19 protein-coding genes are annotated in these 16,696 nt (G+C 67.7%); 7 read left to right on the plus strand and 12 right to left on the minus strand.

The window, feature by feature from the left end; genetic code table 11:
* Position 1: 1 nt before the first annotated feature.
* The 6 genes from GU927_RS14425 to argH all read right to left on the minus strand — a co-directional run bounded on the left by GU927_RS14425 (position 2) and on the right by argH (position 6,003).
* Positions 2–2,464: a DUF4175 domain-containing protein gene (locus tag GU927_RS14425; RefSeq protein WP_161763149.1), complete on the minus strand. Its 2,463-nt coding sequence runs from the start codon at positions 2,462–2,464 to the stop codon at positions 2–4.
* 42 nt (positions 2,465–2,506) lie between these two features.
* Positions 2,507–3,772, minus strand: a complete 1,266-nt coding sequence (gene lysA / locus GU927_RS14430) for a diaminopimelate decarboxylase (protein WP_161763150.1) — start codon at positions 3,770–3,772, stop codon at positions 2,507–2,509.
* A gap of 160 nt (positions 3,773–3,932) precedes the next feature.
* The gene (locus GU927_RS14435; protein WP_161763151.1) at positions 3,933–4,247 is read right to left on the minus strand and encodes a DUF2834 domain-containing protein; all 315 of its coding nucleotides are present in this window, start codon (positions 4,245–4,247) and stop codon (positions 3,933–3,935) included.
* Positions 4,247–4,393, minus strand: a complete 147-nt coding sequence (locus tag GU927_RS14440; protein ID WP_161763152.1) for an argininosuccinate lyase — start codon at positions 4,391–4,393, stop codon at positions 4,247–4,249. Before GU927_RS14440 ends, GU927_RS14435 begins: the two co-directional genes overlap by 1 nt.
* 8 nt (positions 4,394–4,401) lie before the next feature.
* The gene (locus GU927_RS14445; RefSeq protein ID WP_161763153.1) at positions 4,402–4,554 is read right to left on the minus strand and encodes a hypothetical protein; all 153 of its coding nucleotides are present in this window, start codon (positions 4,552–4,554) and stop codon (positions 4,402–4,404) included.
* A gap of 45 nt (positions 4,555–4,599) precedes the next feature.
* Entirely contained in the window at positions 4,600–6,003 is a 1,404-nt protein-coding gene (argH, locus tag GU927_RS14450; RefSeq protein WP_161763154.1) for an argininosuccinate lyase, read from the minus strand.
* 28 nt (positions 6,004–6,031) lie between these two features.
* Between argH and GU927_RS14455 the strand changes: the two genes are divergently transcribed.
* On the plus strand, positions 6,032–6,583 hold the full coding sequence (locus GU927_RS14455) for a TlpA family protein disulfide reductase (RefSeq protein WP_161763155.1): 552 nt from the start codon (positions 6,032–6,034) through the stop codon (positions 6,581–6,583).
* 52 nt (positions 6,584–6,635) lie between these two features.
* Here the strand turns inward: GU927_RS14455 and GU927_RS14460 are convergent, their stop codons facing one another.
* Positions 6,636–7,211 carry a DNA-3-methyladenine glycosylase I gene (locus GU927_RS14460; RefSeq protein WP_161763156.1) on the minus strand — a complete coding sequence of 192 codons (576 nt, stop codon included), beginning with the start codon at positions 7,209–7,211 and terminating at the stop codon, positions 6,636–6,638.
* A gap of 97 nt (positions 7,212–7,308) precedes the next feature.
* Between GU927_RS14460 and GU927_RS14465 the strand changes: the two genes are divergently transcribed.
* The 4 genes from GU927_RS14465 to yddG all read left to right on the plus strand — a co-directional run bounded on the left by GU927_RS14465 (position 7,309) and on the right by yddG (position 11,358).
* Positions 7,309–8,130 (plus strand): EAL domain-containing protein, encoded by an 822-nt coding sequence (locus GU927_RS14465; RefSeq protein ID WP_161763157.1) that lies wholly within the window; start codon positions 7,309–7,311, stop codon positions 8,128–8,130.
* A 101-nt stretch (positions 8,131–8,231) separates the two neighbouring features.
* On the plus strand, positions 8,232–9,404 hold the full coding sequence (locus GU927_RS14470; RefSeq protein ID WP_161763158.1) for an acetyl-CoA C-acetyltransferase: 1,173 nt from the start codon (positions 8,232–8,234) through the stop codon (positions 9,402–9,404).
* Between the two features lie 114 nt (positions 9,405–9,518).
* Complete coding sequence (gene phbB / locus GU927_RS14475) at positions 9,519–10,244, plus strand: beta-ketoacyl-ACP reductase (protein WP_161763321.1); 726 nt, start codon at positions 9,519–9,521, stop codon at positions 10,242–10,244.
* 256 nt (positions 10,245–10,500) lie between these two features.
* Positions 10,501–11,358 (plus strand): aromatic amino acid exporter YddG, encoded by an 858-nt coding sequence (gene yddG / locus GU927_RS14480; protein WP_161763159.1) that lies wholly within the window; start codon positions 10,501–10,503, stop codon positions 11,356–11,358.
* A 5-nt stretch (positions 11,359–11,363) separates the two neighbouring features.
* Here yddG and GU927_RS14485 read toward each other — a convergent pair whose 3' ends face one another.
* The 3 genes from GU927_RS14485 to GU927_RS14495 all read right to left on the minus strand — a co-directional run bounded on the left by GU927_RS14485 (position 11,364) and on the right by GU927_RS14495 (position 12,611).
* Positions 11,364–11,531 (minus strand): DUF465 domain-containing protein, encoded by a 168-nt coding sequence (locus tag GU927_RS14485; protein ID WP_161763160.1) that lies wholly within the window; start codon positions 11,529–11,531, stop codon positions 11,364–11,366.
* A 100-nt stretch (positions 11,532–11,631) separates the two neighbouring features.
* Complete coding sequence (locus tag GU927_RS14490) at positions 11,632–12,396, minus strand: tRNA1(Val) (adenine(37)-N6)-methyltransferase (protein WP_161763161.1); 765 nt, start codon at positions 12,394–12,396, stop codon at positions 11,632–11,634.
* Positions 12,393–12,611: a putative signal transducing protein gene (locus GU927_RS14495; protein ID WP_161763162.1), complete on the minus strand. Its 219-nt coding sequence runs from the start codon at positions 12,609–12,611 to the stop codon at positions 12,393–12,395. The genes GU927_RS14490 and GU927_RS14495 overlap by 4 nt, the downstream gene beginning before the upstream one ends.
* 49 nt (positions 12,612–12,660) lie before the next feature.
* Between GU927_RS14495 and GU927_RS14500 the strand changes: the two genes are divergently transcribed.
* Entirely contained in the window at positions 12,661–13,662 is a 1,002-nt protein-coding gene (locus GU927_RS14500) for a polyprenyl synthetase family protein (RefSeq protein WP_161763163.1), read from the plus strand.
* A gap of 74 nt (positions 13,663–13,736) precedes the next feature.
* Positions 13,737–14,063 (plus strand): hypothetical protein, encoded by a 327-nt coding sequence (locus GU927_RS14505; protein WP_232489223.1) that lies wholly within the window; start codon positions 13,737–13,739, stop codon positions 14,061–14,063.
* Here the strand turns inward: GU927_RS14505 and GU927_RS14510 are convergent.
* Together GU927_RS14510 and GU927_RS20510 are read right to left on the minus strand one after the other, a co-directional pair.
* On the minus strand, positions 14,048–14,890 hold the full coding sequence (locus GU927_RS14510; RefSeq protein WP_161763164.1) for a 4-(cytidine 5'-diphospho)-2-C-methyl-D-erythritol kinase: 843 nt from the start codon (positions 14,888–14,890) through the stop codon (positions 14,048–14,050). The two genes, GU927_RS14505 and GU927_RS14510, sit on opposite strands and share 16 nt — an antisense overlap.
* Positions 14,877–16,592 (minus strand): tetratricopeptide repeat protein, encoded by a 1,716-nt coding sequence (locus tag GU927_RS20510; RefSeq protein ID WP_161763165.1) that lies wholly within the window; start codon positions 16,590–16,592, stop codon positions 14,877–14,879. The genes GU927_RS14510 and GU927_RS20510 overlap by 14 nt, the downstream gene beginning before the upstream one ends.
* Positions 16,593–16,696: the final 104 nt, after the last annotated feature.

A 16,696-nucleotide genomic window follows, 5' to 3' on the forward strand; every position in this document is an offset into this window, starting at 1 on the left:
GTCAGAACATGTCCAGCAGACGGCGCAGATAGTCCCGCTCGACCTGCGGGCGCTCCTGCTCGCCCGACCGGCGGCGGATCTCGTCCAGCAGGTCCTGCGCGCGGCGATAGACGTCCTCGCCCTGCAACATGTTGCGGTCCGACCCGATGCGCGCCGAATTGCCCGGCTCGCGTCCCAGCGGGTCGCGCTGGCCGTTGGGATCGGCCTGACCGAACTCCTGCCCGCGCTCGGCATCGCCCTGCTGCTGCTCCTCGGCCATCGCCTCGCCGAATTGCTGCATACCGTCGCGCAGGGCTTCCATCGCCTCGGCCTGACGGTCCAGCGCGCCGGACAGATCGCCCTCGCGCAGCGCCTCCTCCGCCTCGTCCATCGCGCGTCCGGCGCGGTCCAGCTGGCGCCGCCCCTCCTCACCGTTCTCGGACCCGTCACCGGGCAGCGGCCCGTTCTGCAACCGGCCCAGCCGGTCCCGCAATTCCTGCTGCCGCTCGGCCAGTGACCGGCCCTCGCCCTCGCCTTCGCCCTGCCCTTCGTTGCCTTCCTGCCCGTCCTGCAGGTCGCGGAACGCCTCGTCCGACAGGCCCTGCTGGCCGCGCAGCGTATCCTGCAACTCGCGCATGGCCTGCTGGCCGGGGCCGCCCTGCCCCTGTCCCTGCCCCTGTCCCTGCGTGACGCGCATGTTCTCCATCAGCTGGCGCAACATCTCCATGAGCTGCTGCGCCTCGGCGGTCTTGCCTTCCTCCATCAGCCGCTGCAACTCGTCCAGCATCTGCTGCAACTGGTCGCCCGACATCTGCATGCCTTCCATATTCTCGGAAAGCTGGCTGTCGGGGTTGCGCTCGGCCTCTTCGGCCAGTTCCTGCATGTAATCGGCCAGCGCCTGCCGCATCTCCTGCATCAGCTGCTCGATCTCGGCCGGATCGGCCCCGTTGCGGATCGCCTCGTCCAGCCGGTCCTGCGCGCGCTGCAACCGCTCCATCGCGCTTTGCAGATCGCCCTCCTCGACCAGCAGCGCCAGATCCCACAGCTCCTTGGCGAACCCGTCGCGCGCCTCGGGCGACAGGCTGGCCTTCTGCGCCTCCAACCCCTGTGTCAGTGCGCGCAGGCGCTTTTGCGCCTCGGCATTGCGGATGAACCCCTCGGGCCGGTGCGCCACCGCCTTCAGAACCTGCACCGCCCGCGCCGAATTGGCGCGGTTCCACAGAAGATCGCGCCGCATCTCGATCAGGGCCGCCGCCAGCGGATCGAAGAACCGCTTGCCCGGCAGCACCAGCGCCACAGGCTCCGCCTGCCCTTCTTGCGCCGCTGCATCGGCGACGGAAAAACTCATCTTCACCGGCAGATTGGCAAAGGGATGCTCCGACAGGTCATCTACCAGCAGCTCCGAGAAATCCGCGCGGTTGCCCTTCATCGGCATCGGCAGGTCCAGAACCACCGCCTCGCGCGGCTCGGGTTCGACAGTCAGCCCGTAGGTCCGCTCCACCGCCGCAAGGTCCAGCGCGATGGACACCTGCCCCGACGCGACCCCGTAATCGTCCTTGGCCGCAAAGCCCATGACGAATTCGCCATCCCCCTTGCGCTCGGCCACCGTCTCGGGCGTCACCTCGGGCGCGGCATCGGGCACCACCACGATGCGCCATGTCCGCCCGCCCGGCCCCGCCACCGCCACCTCGCCATTCAGCGCCACGGTGAAATCATGCACCGGCTCGGACGCCGCCGGCACCTCGGTCCGGCCCGACACCGTCTCGGACAGGGTCAGCTCGCCCACCTCGCCATAAAGCCGGAACTGCATGCGGGTGCCGATCGGCACATCGATCCGTTCCGCCGCGATGTCGTTCAGGTAAAGCGTCGGCTTGCCGGTATAGGCCGGAGGCTGCGCCCAGCCTTCCCATGTCGGCCCCGCCGCGATGTTCACCCCCGCCCCCGGGGCCAGCGCCTCGACCGACGCCACGCGCCAGATCGACCCGAACATCAGCGCCATCACAAAGGCCGTCAGCGCCACATAGCGCAGCGCAAAGGGATCGCGCCGCGCCAGCCGCAGGTCGGGTTCCACCGCCCGCGCCCCCGCCGCCCGCGCCGCCATCCGCGCCCGGTGCGCCTGCCACACGGCCAGCGAGGCGGGGTCATCCGTCCCGATCACCTGCACATCGCCCAGCGCCGCGATGGGCTGCCCCGGCAGCCGCGAATCAAGCCGGACCAGCGCCTCGGCCCGCGTGGGCCGCCGGAAGGCCCGAAGGCCCCGCCCCAGCGTCCAGACCAGCCCCAGCCCCGCCAGAACGACCGAACCCCACAGCACCTCCAGCGGCAGATGGTCCTGCAGTCCGAAGGCCAGCGCCGACACGACAGCCAGAAGGATCGTCCAGACCGGCCAGTACGCCCGCACCAAACGCTCGGCCCACAGCCCCAGCAGCGTCAGCCGCAGGGGGCGGGCAATGACCGAAAGCGCGTTGTCGGGGTCCTGTCGCATCGGTGGAAAGGGGCCTTTACCGCAAATCGCGGCCACGCCGCCTTACAACCATGCAGGGATGGTATCGCGGTTCAGGATTTCGTCAAAGCTCGGTCTTTCCCGAATGACGGCGAAGTGATCCCCCTTCACCAGAACCTCGGGCACCAGCGGGCGGGTGTTGTACTCCGACGCCATCACCGCGCCATAGGCCCCCGCCGACCGGAAGGCCACCAGATCGCCCTCGGCCACCAGCGGCATCTCGCGCGCCTTGGCGAAAGTGTCCCCCGTCTCGCAGACCGGACCGACCACGTCATAGGCATGGGTCGGGCTGGCGGCGGGCGCCTCGACCACCGGCACGATGTCATGATGCGCGCCATACATGGACGGGCGCACAAGATCGTTCATCGCGGCGTCAAGGATCAGGAAATCCCGCCCCTCGCCGTTCTTCACATAGATCACGCCCGCAACCAGCAGCCCCGCATTGCCGGAAATCAGCCGCCCGGGTTCAATCTCCACCTCGCAGCCAAGATCGCCCACCGTCCGCTTGATCAGCGCGCCGTAATCCGTGGGCAAAGGCGGCGCCTCGTTCGACCGCGTATAGGGAATGCCAAGCCCGCCGCCCAGATCCAGCCGCCGGATGTCATGCCCCTCGCTCCGCAGCCGCCGCGTCAGGTCTGCGACCTTGAGATAGGCCTGCTCGAACGGCTCCAGCTCGGTCAGCTGGCTGCCGATATGCACGTCGATCCCGATCACCTCGATCCCCGGCAGGCGGGCGGCTTCGGCATAGACCTCGGACGCCCGCGCGATGGGGATGCCGAACTTGTTTTCCTTCTTGCCCGTCGCGATCTTCTCATGCGTGCGGGCATCGACATCCGGGTTCACCCGCACCGTGATCGGCGCGACAACCCCCAGCGACACCGCCACCTCGGACAGCGCGCGCATCTCCGGCTCGCTCTCCACATTGAACTGCCGGATGCCGCCCGTCAGCGCCAGCCGCATCTCCTCGCGCGTCTTGCCGACGCCGGAAAAGACGATCCGCTCGCCGGGCACGCCTGCCGCCCGCGCACGGCGATACTCGCCGCCCGAGACGACGTCCATCCCCGCGCCCAGATCACCCAGCAGCTTCAGCACCGCCACGTTGGACAGCGACTTGATGGCGAAACAGACCATATGCGGCAGGGGCGACAGCGCCTCGGTGAACAGGTGGTAATGGCGGGTCAGCGTGGCCGCGGAATAGGCGTAGAAGGGCGTTCCCACCGCGGCGGCGATGTCGGGGATCGCCACATCCTCGGCATGCAGCACGCCGTTCCGATACAGAAAATGGTCCATGCCCGCACCCGCTGCCCGCACCCTGTCGCGGGCTGCTATAGCAGACGCCCCCCGCCACGCAATTCGGAGCCACGATTTTTCTGCGAAAAATCCCGCCCCGCCCCACCGTCCCACCAGACCCCGCCCGAAACGGAGCGCCCGATTTTTCGCAGAAAAATCGTCACCCCCGCCGCGACCGCAGGAACAGATAGAGCGGCAGCCCGCAACTCACCCCGATGCAGAAGGTCGCCGGAACCGCAACCAGCGCCCACCAGTCCCGCCGCTGCACGCTTTCCGCCACCACCCAGACCGTCAGCGTAACGGCGGCAATCGTAAGATCCCATGTCAGCCCCGTGGTGGATGCATTGACATACCAGGCATCGATCAGCCCCGACAGCCCCGTTCCCGTCTCGGCCATATGGGTCACGAACCAGTACATCGGATGGATCGCCCCCCACACCGCCAGCACGAGGAACACCCACCGCAACCGCTCCATCACAGCGACCCCACCACGCCGACCCGCGCCTGACCGCTGATCTGCACCCCGCTCTGCACATCGGCTTTGGTCGGCGGCACGGGCGGGCCATCGGCCCCGCAGGCAGCCAGCAGCGCCACGACCAGCAACGGAAGAAAGGGTCTCATCTTGCACCTCACGGGGAATAGGAAATCCGGCCCCCGCCCAGCCCCGCCGAAACCGACGGGCGCACGGTCAGACCATCCGCGCCAAGGCTCAGACCCGCATTCAGGCGCGGACCGGAACAGGCGGAAAGACACAGCGACAGGGCCAGCAGAACGACACGCATGGAAACGGGCCTCCTCTGGCAGGAAACCTAGCGCGCGCGCGGCCCTCAGGCCAGACGTTCCTTCCATGCCGCGATCTGCGCGCGCACGTTGTCCGGCGCCGTCCCGCCATAGGACCGGCGCGAGCGCACCGAATTCTCCACCCCCAGCACGTCAAAGACATCCGCGCGGATGCCCGCATGCACCCCCTGCATCTCGGCCAGGGTCAGGTCGGGCAGGTCACAGCCCTTCCTCTCGGCCAGCGCGACCAGCGTGCCGGTCACATGATGCGCCTCGCGGAAGGGCAGACCCAATTCCCGCACCAGCCAGTCAGCAAGGTCCGTCGCCGTGGAAAAGCCCGACGCCGCCGCCGCCGCCAGAACCTCGCGGTTGGCGGTCATGTCGCCCACCATCCCCGTCATCGCGGCCAGCGCCAGCATCAGCGTATCGGCGGCGTCAAAGACCTGTTCCTTGTCCTCCTGCATGTCCTTGGAATAGGTCAGCGCCAGCCCCTTCATCACGGTGAACAGCGCCACCGTCGCCCCGAGGATGCGCCCCAGCTTCGCTCGCAGCAATTCCGCCGCATCGGGGTTCTTCTTCTGCGGCATGATGCTGCTGCCGGTCGTCCACCGGTCCGACAGCCGCACGAAGCGGAACTGCGCGCTGGACCAGATCACCAGCTCCTCCGCAAAGCGCGACAGATGCATCGCGCAGATCGACGACGCCGCAAGGAACTCCAGCGCGAAATCCCGGTCGCTCACCGAATCCAGCGAATTCGCCGTCGGCCGGTCGAAGCCCAGCGCCTTTGCCGTCATGTGACGGTCGATGGGAAAGGACGTCCCCGCCAGCGCCGCCGCGCCCAAGGGGCATTCGTTCATCCTTGCCCGCGCATCCATGAACCGCCCGCGATCCCGCGCCAGCATTTCCACATAGGCCATCATGTGATGCCCCCATGTCACCGGCTGCGCCGTCTGCAGATGCGTGAACCCCGGCATCACCCAATCCGCCCCCGCCTCGGCCTGCGCGACGAAGGCGCGCATCAGCGCCTCCAGCCCCGCAATCGCCGCATCGCACTGGTCGCGCACCCACAGCCGGAAATCCACCGCCACCTGATCGTTGCGCGACCGCGCCGTATGCAGCCGCCCCGCCGGTTCCCCGATGATCTCCTTCAGCCGCGCCTCCACATTCATGTGGATATCCTCCAGCGCGACCGAGAACGGAAAATTCCCCCCCTCGATCTCTGACAAGACCGTGAGAAGCCCTTCCCCGATCGCCTCCGCGTCTTTATTCGTCAGGATGCCTGTCGCGGCGAGCATCGCCGCATGGGCGCGCGACCCCGCGATGTCTTGCGCGTAAAGCCGTTTGTCGAACCCGATCGAGGCATTGATCGCCGTCATGATCGCGTCCGGCCCTTCGGCAAAGCGCCCGCCCCACATCTGGTTGGCGGTCTTGGACGTCTGGGACTGTGACATGGCGGCGGCCTTCGGAAGGGGATGAGGGATGCGGAAATTTCTGGCCGTGCTTTATACGGCCTTGGCACTCGGTGCAAATCCCGCCCTCTCGGGCGATCTTGCGGCAATCGAGGCGCTGCGCGACGGCGACATGAAAAAGCTTGCCCTGCATGCCGAACCCGCCACCGTGCCCGAGGCCATCTTCCTCGACGCGGCGGATGCCGAGGTGCCTTTGGCCAACTGGCGCGGCAAATGGGTCGTGCTGAACTTCTGGGCCACATGGTGCGCGCCCTGCCGGAAAGAGATGCCCTCGCTCCTGCGGCTGCAACAGGCCATGCCCGACATCGCCGTCCTGCCCATAGCCACGGGCCGCAACGCAGTCGAAGGGATCGAACGCTTCTATGAAGAGGCGGGGGTGCAGGCGCTCCCCGTCCTGCGCGACCCGCGCAGCGACTTCGCCCGCCCCATGGCCGTGATGGGCCTGCCCGTCACCGTGATCCTGAACCCCGAAGGACAGGAAGTCGCCCGCCTGATCGGCGATGCCGAATGGGACAGCGACAGCGCCAAGGCCGTGATGGCCGCGCTGATGGCAGGCGGCTGAGGCGGGGGGCCAGCCCCCCGCACCCCCCGGAGTATTTGTGCCGAGATGAAGATCAGCCCGAGGAAAGGGCTGCGACCCTCTCGCGCGCCGGACACCCGACCAGATGGTCATTGACCAGCCCCGCCGCCTGCATGAAGGCATAAACCGTCGTCGGCCCGCAAAAGGCGAACCCGTCCTTCCGCAACTGCCGCGACAGGGCGCGCGAGATATCCGTTTCCGCAGGCACATCCGCCATCGACCGCGGCGCGTTCTGCACGGGCCGCCCGTCCACATGGCGCCACACATAGGCCGCGAACCCCTCGCGCGCCTCCACCTCCAGAAAAGCCCGCGCCGACCGGATCGCCCCCTCGATCTTGCCGCGATGCCGCACGATGCCCGCATCTGCCATCAGCCGCGCCACCTGATCCTCGCCCCAGCCCGCGACCACCGCCGGATCGAATCCCGCAAAGGCCGCGCGGAAGCCCTCGCGCTTTCTCAGTATGGTGATCCACGACAGCCCAGCCTGGAACCCCTCCAGCACCAGCGCCTCCCACAGCGCGCGCCCGTCCCGCAGCGGCACGCCCCATTCCCCGTCGTGATAGGCCACATAAAGCGGGTCCGTCCCGCACCAAGGGCAGCGTTCCCCCATCCCGTCCCCCTTCGCCTTTACCCCGTCTTTACGCCCGCAGGCGCATGCTTGTCGACGGGACGGCCATCCGCCGCCGGTCCATGCGGGGGTTTTCCAGATGCACCAGCCCAAGGGGGATTTCGCCGAAACGTCCAGCCCTCTCTCGGTCGCCGTGGCCGAGGACAGCGCCCGCGTCGTCGACCGCGTGGCCGAGGCGTTGCGCGCCCGCCGCCTGCGCCTTGCCTACCAGCCAGTGGTCCTGTCTGCCCGTCCCGACCGGATCGGCTTTCACGAAGGTCTGATCCGCATCCTCGATCCAGGCGGCCGCACCATCCCCGCCCGCGAATTCATGCAGGCCATCGAAGGCCGCGATCTGGGGCGCGAGGTGGATTGCGCCGCCCTTGCCATGGGTCTCGACGCGCTGCGCCGCCATCCCGCGCTGCGGCTGTCGGTCAACATGTCGGCCCGCTCTATCGGCTGGCCGCGCTGGATGCGGATCCTGCGCCGCTCGCTCGACCGCGACCCCGCCCTCGGCGAACGCCTGATCCTCGAAATCAGCGAGGCCAGCGCGATGACCGTTCCCGAACTCCTCGCCGGTTTCATGGCCGAACTGCGCCCGCGCCGCATCTCCTTTGCGCTGGACGGCTTCGGCGCGGGGCCGGTCACGCTGCACCATTTCCGCGAACTGGCCTTTGACGTCATGAAGATCGACGCAGGCTTCACCCGCAACGTCCATGCCACCGCCGACAGCCAGGTGATGATGTCCGTCTTCCTTGCCATCGCGCGGCAGCTCGACATGCTCACCGTGGCACAGGGGGTAGAGGCGGCCGCCGACTCCGCATGGATCACCGCGCTCGGCATCGATTGCCAGCAGGGCTTTTTCCACGGCGCGCCCAAACTCTTCCCCGACGGCATCGCGCCCGACCCTGCGTCAATCTGATCGCGCAAGATTGTTGCTTTTGTTCCCCCCGCCGTCTAGGCCATGCTGCAAGGCGGCGAGGTCGCGCTGACCCGCCCGCGCTGGGAGAGAGAGGATCAGCCATGACCAACGTCGTCATCGTTTCTGCGGCCCGTACCGCCGTGGGCAGTTTCAACGGTTCCTTCGCCAACACGCCCGCCCATGATCTGGGCGCCGCCGTGATCGAGGCCGTCATCGCCCGCGCCGGCATCGACAAGGCCGAGGTCGAAGAGACGATCCTCGGTCAGGTGCTGACCGCCGGTCAGGGCCAGAACCCCGCCCGTCAGGCCCATATCAAGGCCGGTCTCGCGAAAGAGGCCAGCGCATGGTCGCTCAATCAGGTCTGCGGCTCGGGCCTGCGCGCCGTGGCGCTGGGCGCGCAGCACGTGCAACTGGGCGATGCCAAGATCATCGTCGCGGGCGGTCAGGAAAACATGTCCCTCTCGCCGCACGTCGCGCATCTGCGCGCGGGGCAGAAGATGGGCGACATGAAGTTCATCGACTCCATGATCAAGGACGGCCTCTGGGATGCCTTCAACGGCTATCACATGGGCCAGACGGCCGAGAACGTCGCCAGCCAGTGGCAGATTTCCCGCGACATGCAGGACGAATTCGCCCTCGCCTCGCAGAACAAGGCCGAAGCCGCCCAGAAGGCCGGCAAGTTCAAGGACGAGATCGTTCCCTTCACCATCTCGACCCGCAAGGGCGACATCGTGGTGGATGCCGATGAATACATCCGCCACGGCGCGACGCTGGAATCGATGCAGAAGCTCAAGCCCGCCTTCACCAAGGAAGGCTCCGTCACCGCAGGCAACGCGTCCGGCATCAATGACGGCGCGGCGGCGGTCCTGCTAATGTCGGCAGAAGAGGCCGAAAAGCGCGGCCTCAAGATCCTCGCCCGCATCGCCTCCTATGCCACCGCCGGTCTCGACCCGTCGATCATGGGCGTGGGCCCGATCCATGCCAGCCGCAAAGCGCTGGACAAGGCGGGCTGGAAGGTCGGCGACCTCGACCTCGTCGAGGCGAACGAAGCCTTCGCCGCGCAGGCCTGCGCCGTGAACAAGGACATGGGCTGGGATCCGTCCATCGTGAACGTGAACGGCGGCGCCATCGCCATCGGCCACCCGATCGGCGCCTCGGGTTGCCGCATCCTGAACACGCTGTTGCACGAAATGGCCCGCCGCGACGCCAAGCGCGGCCTTGCCACGCTCTGCATCGGGGGCGGCATGGGCGTCGCCATGTGCCTCGAACGCTGATCTTTCTGCGGCCACATTGCCGCAGGTGCAAAATGGACGCGCAATAATGTTGCGCGTCCTTGTTCATTTCGGTAACACCATTTCAAAGACGTCTGGATTCATGGAGGAATGACGATGGCACGAGTGGCTTTGGTGACGGGTGGGTCGCGCGGGATCGGTGCCGCGATTTCGGTGGCGCTCAAGGCGGCAGGCTACAAGGTCGCCGCCAACTACGCCGGCAATGACGAGGCGGCCGCCGCCTTCACCAAGGAAACCGGCATCCCGACCTTCAAATGGTCCGTCGCCGATTACGACGCCTGCGTCGCGGGCATCGCACGGGTCGAGGCAGAGGTCGGCCCCGTCGACGTGCTGGTCAACAACGCGGGCATCACCCGCGACGCCATGTTCCACAAGATGACCCCCCAGCAGTGGAAGGAAGTCATCGACACCAACCTGACGGGCCTGTTCAACATGACCCACCCGCTGTGGTCGGGCATGCGCGACCGCAAGTTCGGCCGCGTCATCAACATCTCGTCCATCAACGGGCAGAAGGGTCAGGCGGGGCAGGCCAACTATTCCGCGGCCAAGTCCGGCGATCTGGGCTTCACCAAGGCTCTGGCACAGGAAGGCGCGCGCGCCGGCATCACCGTCAACGCCATCTGCCCGGGCTACATCGCGACCGAGATGGTCAAGGCCATCGACGAAAAGGTGCTGAACGAACGCATCATCCCGCAGATCCCGGTGGGCCGTTTGGGCGAGCCGGAAGAGATCGCGCGCACCGTGGTCTTCCTCGCCTCGGACGATGCGGGGTTCATCACCGGCTCCACCATCTCGGCCAATGGCGGGCAGTTCTTCGTCTGACAGCCGGGGCTGCGGAATTAGACGCAAATTTCGCGCCGATTTCTGACGCAGAAATCGGACAGCCCTCCACGGGAGCCGCGGAATTTGCGTCAAATTCCGCCGCGATTTCTGCGTCAGAAATCGCTTTCTCCGACCGATCGAACGGCCCGCGTCAAGCGCGGGCCTTTTGCTTTGCGAAGTGAACCGCTACAACCTGCGAAACGCAAAAATCTTCGAAGATTTTTGCAAATTCCTTCGAAGGAATTTGCGGGGAACCATGACGACGACACGCGCCACCGCCATCGGCTTCACCGCCGTCCTCATGTGGTCCCTCCTCGCGCTCTTCACCATCGGCTCCGCCCCCGTCCCCCCGTTCCTGCTGAACGCGCTGACCTTCGGCATCGGCGGCACGCTGGGCCTGATCTGGACGCTCCGGAACGGGATGGACCGCCTGCGCGGCATCCCGTGGCGCGTCTATGCCTTCGGCATCATCGGCCTCTTCGGCTATCACGCGCTCTACTTCACCGCCTTCCGCGTGGCGCCTTCGGCCGAAACCGGCCTCATGGCCTATCTCTGGCCGCTGTTCATCGTACTTTTCGCAAGCCTCCTGCCGGGCGAGCGCCTGCGCCCCATGGTCCTCATCGGCGCCCTCCTCGCCTTCGCGGGCGCGGCGATCATCGTCTTGGGCCGCGATGCGGGGGGCAGTGCCACACCGCTGGGCCTTGCCCTGGGCTTTCTCTGCGCGATCACATGGGCGGGCTATTCCACACTGTCCCGCCGCCTTGGCGACATCCCCACCGAAAGCGTCACGATCTACTGCCTTGGCACCGCGATCCTGTCCGCCTTCGTCCACCCACTGGTCGAAGAAACCGTCTGGCCCGCCACCACGACGGGTTGGCTGTCCATCGCCGCCCTCGGCATCGGCCCCGTCGGCGCGGCCTTCTTCACATGGGACATCGGCATGAAAAAAGGCGACATCCAGCTTCTGGGCGTCGCCTCCTATGCGGCACCGCTCCTGTCCACCCTCGCATTGGTCCTTGCAGGCATATCGCCTGCATCATGGACCATCCTCGCGGCGGCCATCCTCATCACGGCGGGTGCGGCGCTGGCGGCCCGCGCCAGCGCCAAGGGATAATCCCCTTACGCCTGCTGCAGGCGCGTCATTTCCTCTTTCAATTTCAGTTTCTGCTTCTTCAGCTCGGCGATCCGCAGGGCATCCGCGCCGGGGCTGCGCTGTTCCCGCTCGACCATGTCAGAGAGGTTCTCATGCTTGCGGCGCAGTTCCTGCAGATGCGAAGCAATGGTCATAGCCGTCCTCCTTAGCTGGTTCCAATAGATGAAGTGGAACACACCCCCTGAGTCGTGTCACGGACTATCGGGACAGCAATTAGGACGTATCCGTAACAAATCAGCGAAACGCAGCCGACAGATCTTCACCATTCCGTAACACCGCATTGGCAGCGGCGGTGTAATCCTCGCGATCCCCGCCATGCGCCGCCCCCGCATGCAGCGTAAAGGGCGCCAGCAGGCGGAACGCCGCCCGCCCGCCCTTCCTTGCCCGCAGGATCACCCGCGGCGGCGCGCGCCCCGCCCGCGGCTCCAGCGGCAGCACCTCCGCCGATCCCATCTTGGGCGCCAGCGCGGCCAGCGCCTCGGGCAGGCAAGGCGTGGCGAAGATCATCGTCAGCAACCCCCCGGGTTCCAGCCGCTGTGCCGCCGCCGCAACCCAATCGGAAATCGGCGTCCCGACGCGCAAGGCCCTGTCCCGCGCGGCGACAGGCGACGGCGACCCGCCCGCCGCGTAATAGGGCGGGTTGGCGATCACATGGTCAAAGCCCCGCCGCAACACGCGCGGCATGGCGGCCAGATCGCCCTCCACCACTTCCATCGCCACTGCGTTGCGCGCCGCATTGCGCCGCGCCAGATCGGCATATTCCGGCTGCACCTCCAGCCCCGCCAGCACCACCCCCGGCACCCGCGCGGCAAGGCACAGCGCCGCCGCCCCCGCCCCGCAGCCCAGATCCAGCACCCTCTGCCCCGCCACCGCCGGACAGGCCGCCGCCAGCAGCACGGGGTCCGTCGCCGCGCGATACCCCCTGACCGGCTGCAACAGCCGCAGCCGCCCCATCAGGAACTTGTCATCCGACAGCGCCTCGTCGGCAAAGACGCTCATCCCCGCCCCGTGGGAATGGCGTTGTCCCGCAGCACCCGTTCCGCCGCGACCAGATCCTCGTCCCGCACCATCAACCTGCGCGGCAAAATGCCAAGGCTGCCGTCAAGGACGCTCATGTGGACGTCCAGATCGAATACCTCTATACCCTCGCCCGAAAGAAGGGCCGTGGCAAAGGCGATGACCGTCGGGTCGGTGCTGCGTAAAAGCTCTTTCATGCGGCAAGGTTACGGGGCCACGCCCCCGATTGTCAAAAGGCAGGGGATGATGGGCTTGGACGAGGCAGCGCAGAAACCGCATGACCGGCTGGCCGCATGGCTGGCGCAGGACATGGAGGCGGTCAACGCCCTGATCCGCACCCGCATGGCGTCCGAACACGCCCCCCGCATCCCCGAAGTCACCGCCCATCTGGTCGAGGCAGGGGGAAAACGCCTGCGCCCCATGCTCACCCTCGCCGCCGCGCGGCTCTGCGGCTATCAGGGCGACCACCATGTCAGACTGGCCGCCACGGTCGAATTCATCCACACCGCCACGCTCCTGCATGACGATGTGGTGGACGAAAGCGAACGCCGCCGTGGCCGCCCCACGGCCAACCTGCTCTGGGACAACAAATCCTCTGTCCTCGTCGGTGACTATCTCTTTGCCCGCAGCTTCCAGCTCATGGTGGAAACAGGCTCTCTGCGCGTGCTCGACATCCTTGCCAACGCCTCTGCCGTGATCGCCGAGGGCGAGGTGCTGCAACTCACCGCCGCGCAGGACATCACCACGACCGAAGCGATCTACCTTCAGGTCGTCCGCGGCAAGACCGCCGCCCTGTTTGCCGCCGCGACCGAAGTGGGCGGCGTGATCGCCGCCGCGACCGAGGAACAGGTGCAGGCCCTGCGCCACTACGGCGACGCGCTGGGAATTGCCTTCCAGATCGTGGATGACCTCTTGGATTACGGCGGCACCGCGGCCACCATCGGCAAGAACACCGGCGACGATTTCCGCGAACGCAAACTGACCCTTCCCGTCATCAAGGCCATCGCCAAGGCCGACGCCGAAGAACGCGCCTTCTGGGCCCGCACGATCGGCAAGGGCGACCAGCGCGACGGCGACCTTGACCATGCCATCGCGCTCATGTCCCGCCACGGCGCGATGGAAGACGCCCGCCAGCAGGCGCTCGACTGGGCCGCACAGGCGCGCGACGCCCTGCACGTCCTGCCCGACCACCCCCTGCGCGCGATGCTCTCCGACCTCGCCGCCTATGTCGTGGCGCGGATCAACTGACCGGCACGCCCCCTTGCACGGGGGCGGCCCCTTCCCCACCTCTCCCTGCAACCGGAACGAACAGGGAGAAGCCGATGATCCGCTCCGCCGCGATGGCTGCCGTCCTCCTATCCGCCTCGGCCGCCTTCGCCTTGCCCGTCCCCATCGCCAAGGCCCCGCGCGGCCAGCCCGTCACCCTTTCGGGCAAGGTGATGCGTATCACCGACACCGATGCCTTCCGGCTCAAGGATGAGACCGGCGTGGTCACGGTCTATGTCGGCCCCAATGACCTGCCGGTCGAAGTGGGCGAAACCGTCACCGTCTCGGGCGCGCTGGAAGAGGGGTTCCCGCCGGAATTCATCGCCCTCGGCCTGCGCCGTGCCGACGGGCGCGAGGTGACCTTCCGTCACGACTGGGGCTGAAGCACCGGCGCATCGGCCACCCACCATTCAGGTTCCGCCGCGCGGATCGCGCGGGCCGCCGCGCTCGCCGCCAAGGGGTCCGCGAACAGGCCAAAGCAAGTGGCCCCCGACCCCGACATCCGCGCCACCATGCAGCCCGCCTGCGCCGACAGCGCCGCCTTCACCCGCCCGATCACAGGCTGCAAGGCCATCGCGGGCGCCTCCAGATCATTGCGCTGCATCTGGACAAAGGCCGCCAGCTCCGCCACCCCGCGCAGGCGCGGCACCTCGCGCGGCATGGGCGCATTGTCCGCCCGCGCCAGCGCCTTGAACACCGCAGGCGTCGACACCCCCACCCGCGGATTGACCAGCACCAGCCACGCCGCAGGCAGCGCCGGCACCGCCCCCAGCCCCTCGCCGATCCCCGTCATCCGCACGGGCCGCCCCGCCAGACACACGGGCACATCCGCGCCCAGCGCCAGCACCGCCCCCGCCTCCGGCAGCGCCCGCCCCGCCATCCGCGCCAGCGCCCGCAGCGTCGCCGCCGCATCCGCCGACCCGCCACCAATGCCCGACGACACCGGCAGATGCTTGTCCAGCACGATCCGCGCCGTCACCCCCATCGCCCGCGCCGCGTGCAAGACCAGATTGTCGCCCTCGCCCGACAGTCCCGCCGCCATCGGCCCCGTCACCGCCAGCGACAGCGCGGCGTCAGGCTCCACCGTCACACGGTCCCCCACGCCCGCGAACACAACCAGCGAATCGAGCAGATGGTACCCGTCCGCCCGCCGCCCCGTGACATGCAGCGTCAGGTTGATCTTTGCCGGCGCGAAGTCAGTTTCCGCCATTCGCCACTTCGGTCAGGGGTTTCGCCCCCTCTTCCGCCAGCACCGCATCCAGCCCCACCTCCAGCTTGCGCCGGATGCGCTTGGCCTCCTTCTCCTCGGGATCGAAGGACAGCGCGCGATGCCACTGGAACCGCGCCTCCAGCTTGCGCCCGACCGCCCAGTAGACATCGCCCAGATGGTCCGTCACCACCGGATCGACGGGTTCCAGCAGCGACGCCCGCTCCATCGGCTCCACCGCCTCCTGATAGCGGCCCAGCCGGAACAGCGCCCATGCCAGAGAGTCGATGATATACCCCGCATCCGGCTGTGCGGCGACCGCGCGCTCGATCATCCCCAGCGCCTCGTCCAGATTCTCGCCACGGTCTACGAAGGAATAGCCCAGATAGTTCAGAACCTGCGGCTGGTCGGGGTTCAGCTCCAGCGCACGGCGGAAATCGGCCTCGGCCTCGGGCCAGTTCCCCGCACGCTCGTTCGAGATGCCGCGCGAATAATACAGCGTCCAGTGCCGCATGTCCGGCACGCCGATCAGGTCGATCGCCGCCGTATAGGCCGGTATCGCATCGGCAAAGCGTTCCTCGCGCCGCAACACATCGCCAAGGGCCGAGTGGACTTCCACCAGCCCCGCATGGCTGCGCGTCAGCGCGGTCAGCACCTCCAGCGCTGCATCCACCTTGTCCTCGGCGATCAGCGTATCCGCGCGCCCGATCTCGGCCACGTGATAGGCAGGGTCATCCGCCGGAATGGCGGCATAGGCCTCGCCCGCCAGCCCGTGCTGCCCCATGGATTCCAGCAAGCCCGCCGCCAGCAGCCGCGCCTCGCTGTGGTCGGGGCGCAGATGCGCCACCACCCGCGCATAGATCAGCGTATAGCCATCCTCGGCCTCGCCCCGCAGGGCGGTCGCCAGCGTGTAGAACACCTCCGCCACGCCATCGACCGGACCGGTCACGATGTCAAAGGGCACCGGCTCCCCCGCCGTCAGCCGCGCCCGCAGCGCATCGATCTGCGGGTCGGCGCCCGCGCCAAAGGCCCTGTCCAGCAACGCCAGCGCATCAGGGTTCCGCTCCAGCTGGCTCAGCACCTGCGCATGGGCGATGGCACCCCGCCGCATCAACGCGATCTGCCCCGCCTCGCGCCCTGACAGGATGGCATCCGCCCCCTCGAAATCCCCGACCGAGGCCAGCGCCAGCGCCTTGTGATACAGCCCGAACGCCTCCAGCCCCGGCGATTTCGCCACCGTGTCGAAATCCGCGATGGCATCCGACATGCGCCCGTCGCCCAGCGCGGCCCAGGCCATGACAAGATCATCCAGCAGCCGCCCGATGGACCGCCCCGCCTTGGTATCCGCGATCAGCCCCGCGAAATCCCCGCGCCCCGCCTGTTCCGCCAGCAGAGCGATATAGGCCGTCTGGCTGCGCCCGCCCTTCTGCACCAGAAGCCGCGCCAGCTCTGCCGCACGGTCGATATCCCCCAGACTGAGATGCGAGATCACCGCCCCTTCCAGCGTGGGCGCATCGCTGTTCCCCGCCTGCATCAGCCGGTCATACCACCCCGCCGCCGCACGAAAATCGTTCTCCGACGCCGCGACCCGCACGGCAAGGAAGGCCCCCGCCGCGCCACGCACCGGCTCTTCCGCGAAGGCAGGCAGGACCGACCCTGCGGCAAGGGCAAGGACAAGGGCAGTCCGCAGGGAAAAGGCGCGCATCAGGCACTCCGGCAAGGCATCTGGCCAAAGGCTAGCCGCCCCCCGCCCCGCTGGCAATCGCAGCCGACGGCAATCCGCACCCGCCACCACCGATTCACACGCAA

This window comes from Paragemmobacter amnigenus (assembly GCF_009908265.2).
GTDB classification, from domain to species: Bacteria; Pseudomonadota; Alphaproteobacteria; order Rhodobacterales; family Rhodobacteraceae; genus Paragemmobacter; species Paragemmobacter amnigenus.

Coding starts and splice junctions, on each gene's coding strand:
- GU927_RS14425 (WP_161763149.1), bottom strand. CDS start 2,464: ATGCGACAGGACCCCGACAACGCGCTTTCGGTCATTGCCCGCCCCCTG.
- lysA (WP_161763150.1), bottom strand. CDS start 3,772: ATGGACCATTTTCTGTATCGGAACGGCGTGCTGCATGCCGAGGATGTG.
- GU927_RS14435 (WP_161763151.1), bottom strand. CDS start 4,247: ATGGAGCGGTTGCGGTGGGTGTTCCTCGTGCTGGCGGTGTGGGGGGCG.
- GU927_RS14440 (WP_161763152.1), bottom strand. CDS start 4,393: ATGAGACCCTTTCTTCCGTTGCTGGTCGTGGCGCTGCTGGCTGCCTGC.
- GU927_RS14445 (WP_161763153.1), bottom strand. CDS start 4,554: ATGCGTGTCGTTCTGCTGGCCCTGTCGCTGTGTCTTTCCGCCTGTTCC.
- argH (WP_161763154.1), bottom strand. CDS start 6,003: ATGTCACAGTCCCAGACGTCCAAGACCGCCAACCAGATGTGGGGCGGG.
- GU927_RS14455 (WP_161763155.1), top strand. CDS start 6,032: ATGCGGAAATTTCTGGCCGTGCTTTATACGGCCTTGGCACTCGGTGCA.
- GU927_RS14460 (WP_161763156.1), bottom strand. CDS start 7,211: ATGGGGGAACGCTGCCCTTGGTGCGGGACGGACCCGCTTTATGTGGCC.
- GU927_RS14465 (WP_161763157.1), top strand. CDS start 7,309: ATGCACCAGCCCAAGGGGGATTTCGCCGAAACGTCCAGCCCTCTCTCG.
- GU927_RS14470 (WP_161763158.1), top strand. CDS start 8,232: ATGACCAACGTCGTCATCGTTTCTGCGGCCCGTACCGCCGTGGGCAGT.
- phbB (WP_161763321.1), top strand. CDS start 9,519: ATGGCACGAGTGGCTTTGGTGACGGGTGGGTCGCGCGGGATCGGTGCC.
- yddG (WP_161763159.1), top strand. CDS start 10,501: ATGACGACGACACGCGCCACCGCCATCGGCTTCACCGCCGTCCTCATG.
- GU927_RS14485 (WP_161763160.1), bottom strand. CDS start 11,531: ATGACCATTGCTTCGCATCTGCAGGAACTGCGCCGCAAGCATGAGAAC.
- GU927_RS14490 (WP_161763161.1), bottom strand. CDS start 12,396: ATGAGCGTCTTTGCCGACGAGGCGCTGTCGGATGACAAGTTCCTGATG.
- GU927_RS14495 (WP_161763162.1), bottom strand. CDS start 12,611: ATGAAAGAGCTTTTACGCAGCACCGACCCGACGGTCATCGCCTTTGCC.
- GU927_RS14500 (WP_161763163.1), top strand. CDS start 12,661: ATGGGCTTGGACGAGGCAGCGCAGAAACCGCATGACCGGCTGGCCGCA.
- GU927_RS14505 (WP_232489223.1), top strand. CDS start 13,737: ATGATCCGCTCCGCCGCGATGGCTGCCGTCCTCCTATCCGCCTCGGCC.
- GU927_RS14510 (WP_161763164.1), bottom strand. CDS start 14,890: ATGGCGGAAACTGACTTCGCGCCGGCAAAGATCAACCTGACGCTGCAT.
- GU927_RS20510 (WP_161763165.1), bottom strand. CDS start 16,592: ATGCGCGCCTTTTCCCTGCGGACTGCCCTTGTCCTTGCCCTTGCCGCA.